At 62.5% G+C, this 14,936-nt stretch carries 14 protein-coding genes; 9 read left to right on the top strand and 5 right to left on the bottom strand.

Annotated elements, in window-relative coordinates:
- The first annotated feature begins 80 nt into the window (after positions 1 to 80).
- Positions 81 to 674 carry a hypothetical protein gene (locus NKJ58_RS12470; RefSeq protein WP_023750509.1) on the top strand — a complete coding sequence of 198 codons (594 nt, stop codon included), beginning with the start codon at positions 81 to 83 and terminating at the stop codon, positions 672 to 674.
- Positions 675 to 692: 18 nt separating this feature from the next.
- Here NKJ58_RS12470 and NKJ58_RS12465 read toward each other — a convergent pair whose 3' ends face one another.
- Positions 693 to 1,379: a TetR/AcrR family transcriptional regulator gene (locus NKJ58_RS12465; protein WP_352519821.1), complete on the bottom strand. Its 687-nt coding sequence runs from the start codon at positions 1,377 to 1,379 to the stop codon at positions 693 to 695.
- Positions 1,380 to 1,464: 85 nt separating this feature from the next.
- Here NKJ58_RS12465 and NKJ58_RS12460 point away from each other — a divergent pair, with 85 nt between their 5' ends.
- The 6 genes from NKJ58_RS12460 (at position 1,465) to NKJ58_RS12435 (ending at position 7,405) form a co-directional block, all read left to right on the top strand.
- Entirely contained in the window at positions 1,465 to 2,226 is a 762-nt protein-coding gene (locus tag NKJ58_RS12460; RefSeq protein WP_352853195.1) for an NIPSNAP family protein, read from the top strand.
- A 127-nt stretch (positions 2,227 to 2,353) separates the two neighbouring features.
- On the top strand, positions 2,354 to 3,115 hold the full coding sequence (locus NKJ58_RS12455) for an SDR family NAD(P)-dependent oxidoreductase (RefSeq protein WP_352519819.1): 762 nt from the start codon (positions 2,354 to 2,356) through the stop codon (positions 3,113 to 3,115).
- 4 nt (positions 3,116 to 3,119) lie between these two features.
- Positions 3,120 to 4,205 (top strand): glycosyltransferase family 10 domain-containing protein, encoded by a 1,086-nt coding sequence (locus NKJ58_RS12450; protein WP_352519818.1) that lies wholly within the window; start codon positions 3,120 to 3,122, stop codon positions 4,203 to 4,205.
- Between the two features lie 586 nt (positions 4,206 to 4,791).
- Positions 4,792 to 6,189 carry a class II fumarate hydratase gene (gene fumC / locus NKJ58_RS12445; RefSeq protein WP_352519817.1) on the top strand — a complete coding sequence of 466 codons (1,398 nt, stop codon included), beginning with the start codon at positions 4,792 to 4,794 and terminating at the stop codon, positions 6,187 to 6,189.
- Between the two features lie 248 nt (positions 6,190 to 6,437).
- Positions 6,438 to 6,860, top strand: a complete 423-nt coding sequence (locus tag NKJ58_RS12440; protein WP_023671490.1) for a DoxX family protein — start codon at positions 6,438 to 6,440, stop codon at positions 6,858 to 6,860.
- A gap of 137 nt (positions 6,861 to 6,997) precedes the next feature.
- A complete protein-coding gene (locus NKJ58_RS12435) occupies positions 6,998 to 7,405 on the top strand; it encodes a DoxX family protein (RefSeq protein WP_023712732.1) in 408 nt (135 codons plus the stop codon).
- A 262-nt stretch (positions 7,406 to 7,667) separates the two neighbouring features.
- Here the strand turns inward: NKJ58_RS12435 and ppx are convergent, their stop codons facing one another.
- Together ppx and NKJ58_RS12425 are read right to left on the bottom strand one after the other, a co-directional pair.
- Positions 7,668 to 9,200: an exopolyphosphatase gene (gene ppx, locus NKJ58_RS12430; RefSeq protein ID WP_023697723.1), complete on the bottom strand. Its 1,533-nt coding sequence runs from the start codon at positions 9,198 to 9,200 to the stop codon at positions 7,668 to 7,670.
- The gene (locus NKJ58_RS12425) at positions 9,200 to 11,392 is read right to left on the bottom strand and encodes an RNA degradosome polyphosphate kinase (RefSeq protein WP_023700662.1); all 2,193 of its coding nucleotides are present in this window, start codon (positions 11,390 to 11,392) and stop codon (positions 9,200 to 9,202) included. Before NKJ58_RS12425 ends, ppx begins: the two co-directional genes overlap by 1 nt.
- Before the next feature lie 233 nt (positions 11,393 to 11,625).
- On the opposite strand from NKJ58_RS12425, the gene NKJ58_RS12420 reads away from it, so the two are divergent.
- Together NKJ58_RS12420 and NKJ58_RS12415 are read left to right on the top strand one after the other, a co-directional pair.
- Positions 11,626 to 11,871, top strand: a complete 246-nt coding sequence (locus tag NKJ58_RS12420; protein WP_023730441.1) for a zinc-finger domain-containing protein — start codon at positions 11,626 to 11,628, stop codon at positions 11,869 to 11,871.
- A 19-nt stretch (positions 11,872 to 11,890) separates the two neighbouring features.
- A complete protein-coding gene (locus NKJ58_RS12415; protein ID WP_023730440.1) occupies positions 11,891 to 13,129 on the top strand; it encodes an FAD-dependent monooxygenase in 1,239 nt (412 codons plus the stop codon).
- 219 nt (positions 13,130 to 13,348) lie between these two features.
- Here the strand turns inward: NKJ58_RS12415 and NKJ58_RS12410 are convergent, their stop codons facing one another.
- Together NKJ58_RS12410 and NKJ58_RS12405 are read right to left on the bottom strand one after the other, a co-directional pair.
- Positions 13,349 to 14,014, bottom strand: coding sequence for a TIGR02117 family protein (locus NKJ58_RS12410; RefSeq protein ID WP_023727880.1), 666 nt, complete (start codon positions 14,012 to 14,014; stop codon positions 13,349 to 13,351).
- A 105-nt stretch (positions 14,015 to 14,119) separates the two neighbouring features.
- A complete protein-coding gene (locus NKJ58_RS12405; protein WP_023671483.1) occupies positions 14,120 to 14,923 on the bottom strand; it encodes an amino acid ABC transporter ATP-binding protein in 804 nt (267 codons plus the stop codon).
- Positions 14,924 to 14,936 lie beyond the last annotated feature (13 nt).

Here is a 14,936-nt window from a genome sequence, read left to right as displayed (position 1 = left end):
AGGTCGACACGGCACTGTGGCTCTGGCATTTCTTGGGTCATGCTGGCGCGCAGCAAATACAAGCAGAGGGGGAGGATTTCATGAGAGCCTTTTCGATAGGCGTGGTGCTGGCTGGGTTGCTGCCGGCGGCTGCGGTGCATGCCGCCGATTGTGTCGACGCAAAATCGGCCAAGGCCGGCTTCGTTCTGGAAATGCCCGGCGTCCGCAGCGAGTTTCGGCCGGTGGCCGGCGGCATGGTCTCCGTTGCCAACACCTACGAATCGCAATCGCCGCAGACACAGTTCCTGTTTGCCGGCCTGGTCGAAGTGTTTCGCGACAGCGATACCGGACGGGTGGCGACGATCCCGTTTTCCGATCTGCGAAAACTGTTTCCGCTGAAGACGGGAGCCAAGAGCACGATCGAATTCGTCGAGCTGTCGCCGAACAAGCAGCCGAAGAGCACCAAGACACTGAGCCTGGTCGTCAAGGGCAAGGAGACGTTCAACGTCGGCGGCTGCAAATACAACGTGCTGGCGGTCACGGAGACCTTCAAGAACGGCGCCGGCGAAACGCTGGACACATTTACCGCGCTTTATGCGCCCGATCTGCAGGCGTCCCTCGCCCGGCGCTACGACGAAGGGACCAGCGCGGAATCGGTGAACGGTTACGAGACGATCAAGCCGCTTTCCGACTAGAACAGCGCAGTTCCGGCCTCAAGCTTTTCCCGGCCGCAGCAGGATCCTGCGACGCCGCTTCGCTCTGCTCGGGAATGGCGGCGTTGAGCTGCCCTGAAGTTCGGCCAGACAATCGCGCAGCACGCTGGCATCCTGTGCCGCCTTGGCCATCGACATGGCGCCGGAATAGGCGGCGATGGCGAGTGCCGCAAAGCGCTCGGGGTCGGTGCCCTGCTCCCTCCCCGACTGCTGGTCGGCTCGCACCTTGTCGGCAACCGCCTGACGCCATCCGGCAAAGATGCCGGCCAAAGCGGCGCGGAAATGCGGGTCAGCGAGCGACAGTTCATGCGCCAGATTGTTGAGCGGACAGCCGCGCACGAAGCCTTGCTGCTCAAGCTCGGTCGCCACCGCCTCGAACACCGCGCGCACGCCTTCGCGCGCCGAGCCTGCCGCCCGTACAGGGTTGATCCAGGTTTCATCGAGGGCCGCTGCCACGCGCTCCTCGATCACCGCGAGAGCTAGCGCCTTCTTCGTCGGGAAATGATGATGCAGCGCGCCGCCGCTGACGCCTGCGGTCGTCATCAACTCGCCAAGAGCGGATGCATGATAGCCACGCGCCTGGAACGACGCTTCGGCGACATCGAGCACCTTGTTGCGCAGCCCTTCGGGATCGTTGGTGCGTTTTCGCGGCGGCCCTTTCGGAGCCCGAGCAATCTCTGCTGACATTTGCCAACGATAGCAGATTGACAAAACAGGACAACCGGTCTGTTTTATAAACCGGATGATCATCCTGTTTTTTGGAGACGACACAATGACCGTACCCCTGAATGCGCCTGCGGCGGCAAAACTGCTCGCTTCGCCTGTCGTCGAGTTGCGGCAGTACACGCTGAAGCCGGGCCGGCGCGAGACGCTGATCGACATCTTGGACAGTCGGTTCATCGAAGGCCAGGAACACGCCGGCATGACCATCATCGGACAGTTCCGTGACCTCGACCGCCCCGACATGTTCGTCTGGCTGCGCGGCTTCGATGGCATGGAAGCGCGGAAGCAGGCGCTCACCGCCTTCTATGACGGGCCGGTGTGGACGGCGCACCGCGACGCCGCCAATGCGACGATGATCGATTCCGACGATGTACTGCTCTTGAAGCCGGCATGGCCAGGCGCCGGCTTCGATCTGTCAGGCGCGCAGCGAGGCGCCATGCCGGCGGATGGAAAGTTGAGCGCAGACAACCGCTTGACCGGTGTTGTTGTCATCCAGATTCATCATCTGCGGTCTGGCGCCGAAGCCGATTTCGCCGGCAATTTCGAAACGGACGCCGTTCCGGTCCTTATCGGCGCCGGCGGACGGTTGCTTGGCGCCTTCATCACCGAGCACGCTGAAAACAGCTTTCCCCGCCTGCCGGTGCGCTTGAGCGAAAACGTCTTTATCGCGGTGACGGGTTTCGACAGTCCCGAGGCGCATGCCAGTTACGAAGCCGCAGTTGCCGCTTCGCCCCAATGGCAAGCGGCCGATGTGACGTGGCGGACCGAAACCTTGCGCCTGACGCCGACGTCGCAGTCGCTGCTGCGGTAACCGGATCGGCACACGGCCAACCGAAGTTCATACTGAGCGATAGGCCGGCGGCTTGACCGCCCTCGCCGATCGGCATTGCTTCGTGACGCGGGCAACAGCGAGAGCATTCGATGCGACTTGGCCTTCAATGAGACTTTCTGGCAAGCGAGCACTGGTGACCGGCGGCTCGGACGGCATCGGCCTGGCCATATCGGAAGCTTTCTTGCGCGAGGGCGCCGACGTGCTGATCATCGGCCGCGACACCAGCAAGCTCGAGACCGCCCGCGAGACACTTGCGGCGGCGGGCAACGTCGGCACCCAGTCGGCCGATCTCTCGACCTCGTCCGGCATCGATGCCGTGGTCGATCGCGCGAAAGCAACCGGCCCGCTCGACATCCTCGTCAACAATGCCGGCGTCGCTTATCTGGTGCCTTTCGAGACCGTCACCGAGCACCAATTCCAGCAATCCTTCGCGCTCAATGTGACGGCGGCGTTCTTCCTTACCCAGCGGCTGCTGCCGCATCTCGGCGCCAACGCCTCCGTCATCAATATCTCGTCCTACTTCGCCGACAAGATGATCCCGAAGCGGCCGTCGAGCCTGTATTCCTTGTCCAAGGGCGCGCTAAATTCGCTGACCAAGTCGCTGGCCTTCGAGCTTGGTCCGCGCGGCATCAGGGTCAATGCGATTGCGCCCGGCACGGTCGACACCGCCATGCGGCGCAAGTCGATCGACAACCTGCCGGCGGCAGCGCAAGCCGAGCTGAAAACCTATGTCGAGCGCAGCTACCCGCTCGGCCGCGTCGGCCAGACCAGCGATCTTGCCGGCATCGCCGTCTATCTGGCCAGCGACGAGGCGGCGTGGACCAGCGGCGGCATTTTCGCGATCGATGGCGGGTATACGGCGGGGTGACCGTTTGGACGGCCCTCGGCCTCGAACAAGCGGAGCACTTGACCAAACTTCCGATACCGCGTCTGTCTGCAGATTGAGCAATGCTTCAGACATTCGTGGTGCCATGCCGTCTATCGATCCACTGATCCTCTTCTACACAACGTTCTTCAGCAAACCCGTCGATATCGCGTCGATACAGTGCGAAATGCCCGGGCGGTGGACACTGGACAAACGACGGATTTCCGAGGCCGCGGCAGTCGTCTTCCATATTCCGAACTTTCGCGAAGTTGGCGATGCCTACAAATACCCTGGTCAATATTGGGTCGCCTGGTCGATGGAATGCGGCCAAAACTACAAGCGACTTGCCGACCCCAAAATCATGCGGCACTTCGATATCATCATGACGCATGAATCCCGGTCCGATGTCTGGGTACCCTACCTTCCGCGTGCGGTGTGGTGGAAAGATGCGCTGGCCAGACCAATCGTGCCGAAAACGGAAGAAGCGCCGGTCGCACTCTTCCAGTCGGCCGGCCTGAATTATAGCGGCCGTGTCGATTTGGCGAACGAACTGGCGCGCCACATCAAGATCGATTCTTATGGCCGATATCGCAACAACCGATCGGTCTCTGGCCCCGATCTGGGCTCGAAGACCAAGATCGAAACCATTGCGCGGCACAAATTCTGCCTGGCCATGGAGAACTCGATCGAGGCCGACTATGTCACCGAGAAAATCTATGACGCGTTCATGGCGGGCACGGTGCCGATCTACCTTGGCGCTCCCAATGTGGACGAGTTCGTTCCGGAGCACTCCTTTGTTGACGCCAGTGCCTTCGCCAGCGCCAGCGATCTTGCAGCCTATCTCCAGCACCTGATCGCAACGCCGCAAGACTACGAGGCTTATTTCGACTGGCGCTCAAAGCCATTGCCCGACAATCTCGTCAAACGGGTGCAATCATTGGAAACACCCGCGTTCTGCAGACTGATGAGGGTCGTGCGCCAGCGTCTGGAGGCGCGGACAAGCACGCCTTCCGGACGGCGAACACTTCCGTTCGGCTATAGATCCTATCTCAGGACAAAGCTGCGCCGTTGGAGGAAAAAGGTTCCGAGCTGACGGTCCGCGATCAGGCGCGCTTTCAGCAAAATACGGAGGACAAAGAGCGTCTCTTGCGACGTCGAGACGGCTTCGACCTTGCCGCCATGCATCTTGGAAAACTCCGAGGCTATGTGGAGGCGCTCCCAGGGTGGACTTGAAATTCTCGGCTTCGCGATCCGAAGCTCGATCCGGATGCGATGTTGGATTTTGGTCGGAAACTGAACAGAAGGACAAGTGCATAAGCTACCTCATCGCTGCTGTTGCCAGTGAGACGCCGGCACGGATGGTAGTTTGTGTGGCAGCGTCGCTCGTAGGTAGAGTAGGTAGACATGAATTGCGCATTGCTGATCCTGGGGGAAGTTTGCGTAGAGCAATCCGCCAGCTCGACATGATCTCATCGAGCTAAATCCGCAAGTTTCCGTCCACTTCATGGGATCAAGCCGCACTGAGGAGCAATTTCCTTCACAAGAAAGTGGAGGGTGCAGGATCCCGAAGGCCGGCGCTACCGCTTCAACCGATTTACTGCCTGCCGGCCGCAATCTCTGCTTGAAGGCCATTGTGCAACGCGATACGCCGTTGCCGAATTCGATCGTCGGAGAGACAAGTGACCGCTGCCAGGACCAGAACCGAAACCGACACGTTCGGCCCCATCGAGGTTGCCGCCGACCGTTACTGGGGCGCGCAGGCGCAGCGTTCCCTCGGCAATTTCAGGATAGGCTGGGAAAAGCAGCCGGCCTCGATCGTGCGTGCGCTCGGCATCGTCAAGCGAGCGGCGGCGGAAGCCAATATTGAGTTGAAGCGGCTCGATCCGGCAGTCGGCAAGGCGATCATCGAGGCGGCGCAAGAGGTGATCGACGGCAAGCTGAACGATCATTTCCCGCTGGTCGTGTGGCAGACCGGCTCGGGCACGCAGTCCAACATGAACGCCAACGAGGTGATCTCCAACCGGGCGATCGAACTTCTGGGCGGCGTCATGGGCTCGAAGAAGCCGGTGCACCCTAACGACCACGTCAATATGAGCCAGTCGTCGAACGACACCTACCCGACAGCCATGCACATCGCGTGCGCCGAGCGCATCGTGCACGATCTGCTGCCGGCGCTGAAGCATTTGCACGCTGCGCTCGAGGTCAAGACGAAGGCCTTCGCCCACATCATCAAGATCGGCCGCACCCATACGCAGGACGCGACACCCCTCACGCTGGGCCAGGAATTTTCCGGCTACGCCGCGCAGGTGGCCTCTTCGATCAAGCGCATCGAGATGACGCTGCCCGGCCTGCAGGAACTGGCGCAGGGCGGCACCGCCGTCGGCACCGGCCTCAACGCGCCGGTCGGCTTTGCGGAAAAGGTGGCGGCGCGCATCGCCGAAATCACCGGCATTGCCTTCGTCACCGCGCCGAACAAGTTCGAGGCGCTCGCCGCGCACGATTCCATGGTGTTCTCGCATGGCGCCATCAACGCGGCGGCCGCCGCCCTCTTCAAGATCGCCAACGACATCCGCTTCCTCGGCTCCGGCCCGCGCTCGGGCCTCGGCGAACTGTCGCTGCCGGAAAACGAGCCGGGTTCCTCGATCATGCCGGGCAAGGTCAACCCGACCCAATGCGAGGCTCTGACGCAGGTCTGCGTGCAGGTGTTCGGCAACAACGCCTCGCTGACCTTCGCCGGCAGCCAGGGCCATTTCGAGCTCAACGTCTACAACCCGCTGATGGCCTACAACTTCCTGCAGTCGGTGCAGCTGTTGGCCGACGCTTCGATCTCCTTCACCGACAATTGCGTCGTCGGCATCGAGGCGCGCGAAGACAACATCAAGGCCGCGCTCGACCGCTCGCTGATGCTGGTGACGGCGCTGGCGCCGACGATCGGGTACGACAATGCCGCCAAGATCGCCAAGACCGCGCACAAGAAGGGCACCACCTTGCGCGAGGAAGCACTGGCCACCGGGCTGGTCAGCGAGGCAGACTACGACCGGCTGGTGCGGCCGGAGGACATGACGCATCCGGGTTAAGCGATTCCAGGGGAAGTGCCTTCCTCGAAGCGCGCAGCCCTTCCTCTTTGGAATTGCGTCAACTAGAAATCCGAATTGTGTGGCGGGACAATTTGCTCCCGCCGCTGCTGGCCGCGACAAGAATTTCGCGTCGGTCGAACGATCCCGAAATGTACGTCCTGTGAACAATGTGTCGCCGGACTGGCGGCTTTGGTGAACAGTCGGCTTGGTCTATCTGACGGGACATCAACCCTTTTCGGAGAGCCACCATGTCCATCAACACTTCCGCTGCCGGCGCCGGCATCGCGTCCAACAGCTCCACCACCATCCTGCTCGGCCGCATCCTGCTCGCCGCCATCTTCCTGCTTTCCGGCTTCGGCAAGCTCACCGCCATTTCCGGCACCGCCGGCTATTTCGGCGCCATGGGCCTGCCGGTGCCGACCATAACGGCCATTGTCGTCGGCCTGATCGAATTGCTCGGCGGCCTTGCCGTGCTCGTTGGCTTTCAGACCCGCATCGCCGCCTGGGTGCTCGCGGTCTTCACCATCGCCTCGGCCTTTGTCGCCCATACCGGCTGGGCCGACCAGAACCAGATGATCCATTTCCTGAAGAACGTCGCCATCACCGGCGGTTTCCTGCTGCTGGCTTCCTCGGGCCCTGGCGCCTACTCGATCGACGCCAAGCGCGGCTGAGCTTTCCCTCCCAAGCCTGAAAAAAGCGGCGTGGAATTTTCCACGCCGCTTTTTCGTTGTCTGCCCAAGCGCGCGCCCGCCCCATCCCTGCTAGGATCGGTCTCGAAACAGCCTGCGGACAGACAACGGAGATGACCATGCCCCGCGATGCATTGCTTCTGATTTCCCGGCTGCTGCTCGCCGCCCTGCTCGTTCCCTCCGGCTACCACGCGCTCGCCGACATTGCCGGGACGACCGGCTATTTCGCCGGCCTCGGCATGCCATTGCCGACGCTTGCCGCCTGGGGCACCGGGCTGTTCGAGTTGATTGCCGGTCTCTTGATACTGGTCGGCTTTCAGACGCCGGTCGTTGCGATACTTCTTGCCGCTTTCTGCATCGTTGCAGGCTCCATCGGCCACTACGGCCAGGGCGGCGATGACCCGATGCTCACCTTCCTGCACCAGCAGATGCTGATGAAGGATATTGCCATCGCCGGTGGATTCCTGGCGCTAGCCATGGCCGGCGCCGGGGCCTGGTCGATCGACGGGCGCCGCGCCGCGGTCTGATATCGTCAAATATCGTCCCGGTTGAACCATCGACGCCCGTGCCAGGTCGACCCCCACTCCGTCTCGGCTTCGTCGAGCCACCTCTCCCCCGATCGACGGGGTAGAGGAAGGGCGCGAGCCTATTGCCGCCAACGCTTTCCAACGAGGCTCCCTTCCCTTTCCCTCCGGAGGGGGAGGTGGCGCTGCGAAGCAGCGACGGATTGAGGAAGCCGGTGCTCGAACGCGAGGCCGACGACGACATGGTTTTGCTGTCAGGCCGCGCCTACTTCACCGACACGCTCTGCCCACCCTCGACCGCCAGCACCAGACGGCGGTTGGTGATCCGCGCCAGTTGCGCCAACCGTCCGGCCGGGCGTTCGCCGTAAAGATCGGAAAGTGAGGCCGGCAGCACCAGCGCCAACGTGCCATTGCCGCGGTTTTCCCATTTCAGCCGCGGCATGACGCCGGGCATAGCCGCAGTCAGCAGATAGACGACGCGCAGCACCGCCGCCAGAATGCGGGCGCGCTCGAGATAGCGCGGCGTCGCCAGGCCGCGGATTTCCGGCGCCGCATCGTTGAACACGCCTTCGTGGCGGAACAGGCCGACCAGCGCCAGGAAGGCACGGCCGGGGTGATCGACGCCGATGAAGGACGCGTGGGCAATGATGTTGAGCGACTGCTTGCCGCGATATTCCGGGTGTGCGCGCCAGCCTATATCGGCCAGCAGACAGGCAGCGTGGCGATAGCGCGCCTCATCCTCCGTCTCGTCGATGCCGAAGGCGGCAAAGGTCTTGTCCGTCCATTCGACTAGCTCATGCGCATGGGTGACCGAGCGCGACCGCAGCCGCGCCAGTTCCTCCGAAGCGGAGACCAGCGGATCGGCCTTCTGCTCGGCAGGGTCGAGCAGCGAATAGAGAAACCCTTCGCGCACGCCCAATGCCGAGACGATGATCTTCGACGGCTGCATCGCCGCCATGATCTCCTGCAGCACGACCGCGCCATAGGGCAGCAGCGAACGGCGGTTCTTCGACACACCTTCGATGCCCTTGACCTTCTCGATCTCGCCTTTCGCCACCTGCTTCAGGAAATTGGCGGCGCTTTCGACACCGATCTCATAGTGGTGCATGACGCCAAGCGGGTAGTTGGTCATTTCCATGTGCAGCCGGGCAAGGTTTCGCCAGGTGCCGCCAACGGCGTAGAAGGGCCGTCCCAGCCCGCCCTTCAACAATTTGGCGCGCGCCAGTTCGTCGCGGGTGATCTTTGCCGCCTGGGCGAGCGAATTCCTGGCCATGTCCTGCAGCCGCAGGCCACCCAGCGGCAGTGTGATGCCGTCGCCGATCGCCTCGCCATTGATGTCGATAAGCTCCAGGCTGCCGCCGCCAAGATCGCCGGCAATGCCATTGGCGGGGTGGAAGCCCGAAATGACGCCAAGCGCCGAATAATGCGCCTCCTGCCGGCCAGTGAGCACGCGGATCTCGGTCTTGAGCACATCTTGGGCGCGGTGGATGAAATCGGGGCCGTTGATCGCTTCGCGGGCCGCGGCCGTTGCCAGCACAAACATGTGCTCCGCACCCGCCTGATCGGAGAGCGCGCGGAAACGGCGAAACTCCTCCATCGAGCGCGTCACCGCCTCGGGATCGAGCTTGCCGGTCGAAACGATGCCGCGGCCGAGGCCGGCCAGCATCTTTTCGTTGAACAGCAAGGTCGGCGAGCGCGCCAACCCTTCATAGACGACAAGGCGGATCGAGTTCGAGCCGATGTCGATGATGGACAGCGGCCGGCGATCCTGCAGCCGGCCTTGGGACGTTGAAATCATCAGCCGGTGTTCTTCTTGCGACGCTTGAACTGCGCGATGCGCTTGGGCGCATGCGACTTCAGCGCGTCACCCCGTCCCGACAGGCTCGGATTGGTCATGAAATATTCCTGCGCGTTGAACGGTTCCTCACCCTCCTCCAGCACGACGCGCCGGGAGGTTCCGTCAGCCAATACGTCGAAACTTTGCTGGTTGTCCATGATGTTGCCCAGCATGATCTGGCCAAGGATCTGTTCATGCACCGTTGGATTGGTGATCGGCACCATGGTCTCGACGCGGCGGTCGAGATTACGTGGCATCAAGTCGGCCGAGGCAATGTAGACGATCGCCTCGTCCGACGGCAGGCCATGGCCGTTGCCGAAGCAGTAGATGCGGCTGTGTTCGAGGAAGCGGCCGACGATCGACTTGACCCTGATGTTTTCCGACAGGCCGGGCACCTGCGGCCGCAGGCAGCAGATGCCGCGCACGACGAGATCGATCTCGACGCCGGCACGGCTGGCGTCATAGAGCGCGTCGATGATGTTGGGATCGACGAGCGCGTTCATCTTCATCCAGATGCGCGCCGGACGGCCAGCCAGCGCGTAGGCGACCTCGTCGGCAATGTGCTTGAGGATACGGCTGCGCAGCGTAAACGGCGAGATGGCGATCCGCATCTCATCGGTCGGCTCGGCATAGCCGGTGATGAAGTTGAACAGCTGGGCGACATCGCGCGCGATCGTCGGATCGGTGGTGAAGAAGGACAGGTCGGTGTAAATGCGCGCTGTCACCGGATGGTAGTTGCCGGTGCCGAGATGCACATAGTTACGCAGCTTGCCGTCCTCGCGCCGCACCACCAGCGACATTTTCGCATGGGTTTTGAGTTCGAGGAAGCCGAACACGACCTGGACGCCGGCGCGTTCGAGGTCGCGCGCCCAGCGGATGTTGGCTTCCTCGTCGAAGCGCGCCTTGAGCTCGACCAGGGCGGTTACCGACTTGCCGGCCTCGGCCGCGTCGACCAAGGCGCGCACGATCGGGCTGTCGTTGGAGGTGCGGTAGAGCGTCTGCTTGATCGCCACCACCTCCGGGTCGGCCATCGCCTGGCGCAGGAATTGGACCACCACGTCAAAGGATTCATAGGGGTGGTGGACGACGATGTCCTTCTCGCGAATGGCCGCGAAACAGTCGCCGCCATGCTCGCGGATGCGCTCGGGAAAGCGTGGATTGTAGGGGGTGAACTTCAGGTCGTCGCGCGGCACGGCGACGATCTCGGAAATCTGGCTGAGCGCCAGCGGGCCGGTCAGAACGCTGATGCGGCTCGAAGAGACGCCAAGCTCGCCGGCGACGAACTCGCGCAATTCGCCGGGCATCGACTTGTCGAATTCGATGCGGATGACCGAACCGCGGCGGCGGCGCTTCAGCGCCGTCTCGAACAGGCGCACGAGATCTTCCGACTCTTCCTCGACCTCGATATCGCTGTCCCGGATGATGCGGAAGGTGCCTGAACCCTTGACCTCATAGCCGGGGAACAGCTTGCCGATATAGAGGCCGACAGCCTCCTCCAGTGGAATGAAGCGAACGTGCTGCTTGCGGTCGGGCAGACGGATGAAGCGCTTCAGCGCCACCGGCAGGCGCAGAAGCGCGCTCATCTCCTCGCCATTCTTGCGATGGCGCAATTGCAGCGCCATCGAGAAGCCGAGATTGGGAATGAACGGAAACGGATGCGCCGGGTCGATCGACAGTGGAGTCAGGACCGGGAAGACCTGGTCCTGGAAATGGTCTTCCAGCCAGACTTTCTCATCCTTGGTTAGTGCATCGCGGGTGATGCTCTCTATGCCTTCCTTGTTGAGCAGCAGCATCAGCGCTGAAAGGCTGTTCTGCTGGTCCTCCTGCAGCCGCTCGACCTCGCGCAGCAATTGTTCCAGCTGCTGCTCCGGCGTGCGGCCGTCGGGGCTCTTGAGCGCAATGCCTTCGCGCACCTGGCCGGCAAGGCCGGCGACGCGGACCATGAAGAATTCATCGAGATTGGCGGCCGAAATCGACAGGAAACGGACGCGTTCGAGCAGCGGATGGTGCTCGTTCTGTGATTCCTCGAGCACACGCCGGTTGAACTGCAGCCAGGAGAACTCACGGTTGACGAACCGATCGGGGTTGCCGCCCTCGGGGCTCGCCACCTCGACATTGATGAATTCGCTCTGCACCGGCTTCAGTTCGTTCATGGTTCCTGCTCTTCCCCGCCAACCGTCCCTTGGAGCGCCGCTGGACGTGCCATGCCTCTAACACGCTTTTTTGACGCATGGCCCTTCGGCGAAAACCATTCCGATTTCAGGGACATGCACTTAACCGGCTCACCGTATCCTCTGACAGGCTTTTGCGACAGTTTCATTTCATCGATCTTGCAAACAGGCCTGTTATGTTCCAGATGCTTTTCGACGAGATCAAGGAGACGACGATGGCAGGCGGTTCCATTCCCCATTTCCAGAACGATGCGGGCCATCCGGCAATCGACATCGGCGTCAAGGAATTCATGTGCACCGGCGCCAACCCGCCCTTCGACCACCCGCATGTGTTCCTCGACATGGGCGACGACAATGAAAAGGTCTGCCCCTATTGCTCGACGCTCTACCGCTATTCGCCGAAGCTGAGGGCGACGGAAACGCTGCCGGCCGGTTGCCTTTATATCGACCAGGCCGCCTGATCCTTCCGCGACAAGCCCGATGGAAGACATCAGGTCCCGGCAGGTCATAATCGCCGGGGCCGGCATCGCCGGGCTGACCGCTGCCCTTGCCTTCGCCGGACGGGGTTATCCGGTAAAGCTGATCGAACAGGCACAGCACCTAGACGCGGCCGGCGCCGGCATCCAGCTTTCGCCCAACGCAACACGCATTCTTGGAAAACTCGGCGTGCTCGACCGGCTGCTGCCCGCAGCGTTGCGGCCGGAAGCGGTCGTGCTCAAGGACGCCGGGACGCTGCGCGAACTGGCGCGGGTACCGCTCGGGCAAGCCGCCGAAGCGCGCTGGCAGGCGCCTTATCTCGTCGCTCACCGCGCCGATCTGCAGGCAGCGCTGCTGGCGCAAATGGCCGAACGGCCGGAGATTGAGCTCATCACCGGCGCCCGCGTGACCGGCATCGTCAAAGACGCGCAATATGTCGCCGTGACCGCCGAAGTGGACGGCCGCGAGATCGAGGCACGCGGCAAACTGCTGGTCGGCGCCGACGGCGTCTGGTCGGCAGTCAGGGCGCAACTCGCAGGCGAGGACTTCGTCAAAAGCCGTTTTTCGGGCGAACTCGCCTGGCGAGTCACGATCGCGGCCGAGAGCGCCGCCGGCGAAGCCTTTGTCGCGATCGGCGCCGCCGACTGCGTCACCACGTTCCTGCATCCAGGCTTCCACATGGTCGCCTATCCCGTCAGCAAAGGCCGGGCCTTCAATCTCGCCGCCTTCACCAAGGGCGAGCGCATGGCGGAAGGTTGGTCAGGCCATGCCGATCCCGCGATCCTCACGGCTGCCCTGCGCGGCACCGCGCCGGGCCTGACGAAGCTTGTGGCACTGGCCGGCCCATGGACGGCCTTTCCGATCCACACCGTCGAACAGAAGCGGTGGACGAGCCCGCAGGGCATCGCGCTGATCGGCGACGCCGCGCACGCGATGACGCCGTTTGCCGCGCAGGGCGCGGCAATGGCGATCGAGGATGCCATCACGCTTGCCGACGCTATCGCCGATTTCCCTGGCGATCTGCCCAGAAGTTTTCGAATCTGGGAAAATCTTCGGCGGCCGCGTGTCGCCAAGGCCGCGCGTCGTGGGGCCGTAAACCGCCTCGCCTGGCATGCTGCCGGCCCGGTGGCGATCGCCCGCAATCTGTTCCTGGCCATGCGCTCGCCCGACAAGCTCGCCGCCGACCTCGATTGGCTCTATGGATGGCGAGCGGACACTCGGCAGTCTAGATCGTCGACGTAGCGATCCTTCCCACTCCCCTCTGTCCTGCCGGACATCTCCCACGCAAGGGGGGAGATTGGATGTCGCCGTCGCCTTCGCCAAAATCGCCGGCGTTGCAGCAGGAGCGCGGGCAAAACGGCTGATCTCCCTCTTGCGGGGGAGATGGCCGGCAGGCCAGAGGGGAGTGCTGTCCCGCTGACTTCAAAAGATCCAACACTGTCGCGGTGCGATGAAGGACTGCTAGTTATAAAACCGCATCGACAAGCCCAGCGAGGCCGGCAGCGGGTTCCACCAGCCGGTGCGCAGGCCGGCGGTGCGCAGGCCGGCGGCTGTCCAGGTGTTGCAGCCGACAAGCGCGTTGAAATGGCCGTTCGCCTCGAAGAAGCGGTCGAAGCTGGAATAGGCGGCGTTCTCGATGACGACCGGACCATGCGGCCCTTGCTGGAAACTCGCGTCGATATAGTCGAGCAGCGCTGCAAAACGTTCCTCATCGATGTCGAAACCGGTGACAGCAGGGTGCGGCTCGGCGATGGCCCCGGCGATATCGACATGCATGACCGAGGCGTCCAGTGTCAGCGCCTTGAGGACGGGCACTGCTTTCAGCTGCGACCAGCTCGGCGTCTCCAGATAGAAGGCCCGGCCGCCCCAGCCAAAGACGATGTAGCGCACTTCCGGGGCGTCGACAGGGATGCCGGCAGCGACCAGGAAATGGAAGCGCCGGCGCACCTCGTCATCGACGGGAATGGCGATGTCGGTGTGGATCGGATTCTCCAGCACCAGAATATGGCGCGTGCCCTCACCCGCCGCTGACGCCGGCCACAGCGGACGCGGCACCAGCGTGCCGAGCGTGGCAGCGAGCGCGACCACGATAATCAGCATGGCCACGAAACGCAGGGCTTTTCTCATGCGGCGGCGGCTTTGTGTTTCAATGGAGAAGATCAACCCCGACCCCAGATAGCAAAAGAGCCCGGCCGCATTACGGCAGGGCTCTTTTGCTTCGCATGAAAATGCTCAGTGCAGGATCTGCGACAGAAACAGCTTCGTGCGCTCGTGGCGCGGATGGTCGAAGAACTCGGCCGGCGTGTTCTGTTCGACGATCTGGCCCTGATCCATGAAGATCACCCGGTTGGCGACTTTGCGGGCAAAGCCCATTTCGTGAGTGACGCACAGCATGGTCATGCCTTCCTCGGCCAGGCCCACCATCGTCTCCAGCACTTCCTTGATCATTTCTGGATCGAGCGCCGAGGTCGGCTCATCGAACAGCATGATGCGCGGATTCATGCACAGGGAACGCGCGATCGCCACGCGCTGCTGCTGGCCGCCCGACAGCTGGCCCGGATATTTGTTGGCCTGTTCGGGGATCTTGACGCGCTTGAGGAAGTGCATCGCGATTTCCTCGGCCTGCTTCTTCGGCGTCTTGCGCACCCAGATCGGTGCCAATGTGCAGTTCTCCAGGATGGTCAGATGCGGGAACAGGTTGAAGTGCTGGAACACCATGCCGACCTCGCGGCGCACCTCGTCGATCTTCTTGAGATCGTTGGTGAGTTCCTTGCCGTCGACGATGATCTTGCCCTTCTGGTGCTCTTCCAGCCGGTTGATGCAGCGGATCATGGTCGATTTGCCCGAGCCCGAAGGACCGCAGATGACGATGCGCTCGCCGCGCATCACTTTGAGGTTGATGTCCTTCAGCACATGGAACTCGCCATACCATTTGTGCATGCCGATGATGTCGATTGCGACATCGGTGGTCGAGATGTGCATCTTCTTGGCATCGACCTTGATCTCTTCGGCGCTGACGGCGTTTTCTATGACCATGGCAGGTTCCCCT

This window comes from Mesorhizobium sp. M0139, assembly GCF_040322455.1.
GTDB lineage: Bacteria > Pseudomonadota > Alphaproteobacteria > Rhizobiales > Rhizobiaceae > Mesorhizobium.
This window is presented reverse-complemented; position numbering and strand designations above follow the sequence as displayed.

Excerpts from the sequence above, each read along its gene's own strand:
- NKJ58_RS12470 (WP_023750509.1), top strand. The coding sequence starts at position 81 with ATGAGAGCCTTTTCGATAGGCGTGGTGCTGGCTGGGTTGCTGCCGGCG.
- NKJ58_RS12465 (WP_352519821.1), bottom strand. The coding sequence starts at position 1,379 with ATGTCAGCAGAGATTGCTCGGGCTCCGAAAGGGCCGCCGCGAAAACGC.
- NKJ58_RS12460 (WP_352853195.1), top strand. The coding sequence starts at position 1,465 with ATGACCGTACCCCTGAATGCGCCTGCGGCGGCAAAACTGCTCGCTTCG.
- NKJ58_RS12455 (WP_352519819.1), top strand. The coding sequence starts at position 2,354 with ATGAGACTTTCTGGCAAGCGAGCACTGGTGACCGGCGGCTCGGACGGC.
- NKJ58_RS12440 (WP_023671490.1), top strand. The coding sequence starts at position 6,438 with ATGTCCATCAACACTTCCGCTGCCGGCGCCGGCATCGCGTCCAACAGC.
- NKJ58_RS12435 (WP_023712732.1), top strand. The coding sequence starts at position 6,998 with ATGCCCCGCGATGCATTGCTTCTGATTTCCCGGCTGCTGCTCGCCGCC.
- ppx (WP_023697723.1), bottom strand. The coding sequence starts at position 9,200 with ATGATTTCAACGTCCCAAGGCCGGCTGCAGGATCGCCGGCCGCTGTCC.
- NKJ58_RS12425 (WP_023700662.1), bottom strand. The coding sequence starts at position 11,392 with ATGAACGAACTGAAGCCGGTGCAGAGCGAATTCATCAATGTCGAGGTG.
- NKJ58_RS12420 (WP_023730441.1), top strand. The coding sequence starts at position 11,626 with ATGGCAGGCGGTTCCATTCCCCATTTCCAGAACGATGCGGGCCATCCG.
- NKJ58_RS12415 (WP_023730440.1), top strand. The coding sequence starts at position 11,891 with ATGGAAGACATCAGGTCCCGGCAGGTCATAATCGCCGGGGCCGGCATC.
- NKJ58_RS12410 (WP_023727880.1), bottom strand. The coding sequence starts at position 14,014 with ATGAGAAAAGCCCTGCGTTTCGTGGCCATGCTGATTATCGTGGTCGCG.
- NKJ58_RS12405 (WP_023671483.1), bottom strand. The coding sequence starts at position 14,923 with ATGGTCATAGAAAACGCCGTCAGCGCCGAAGAGATCAAGGTCGATGCC.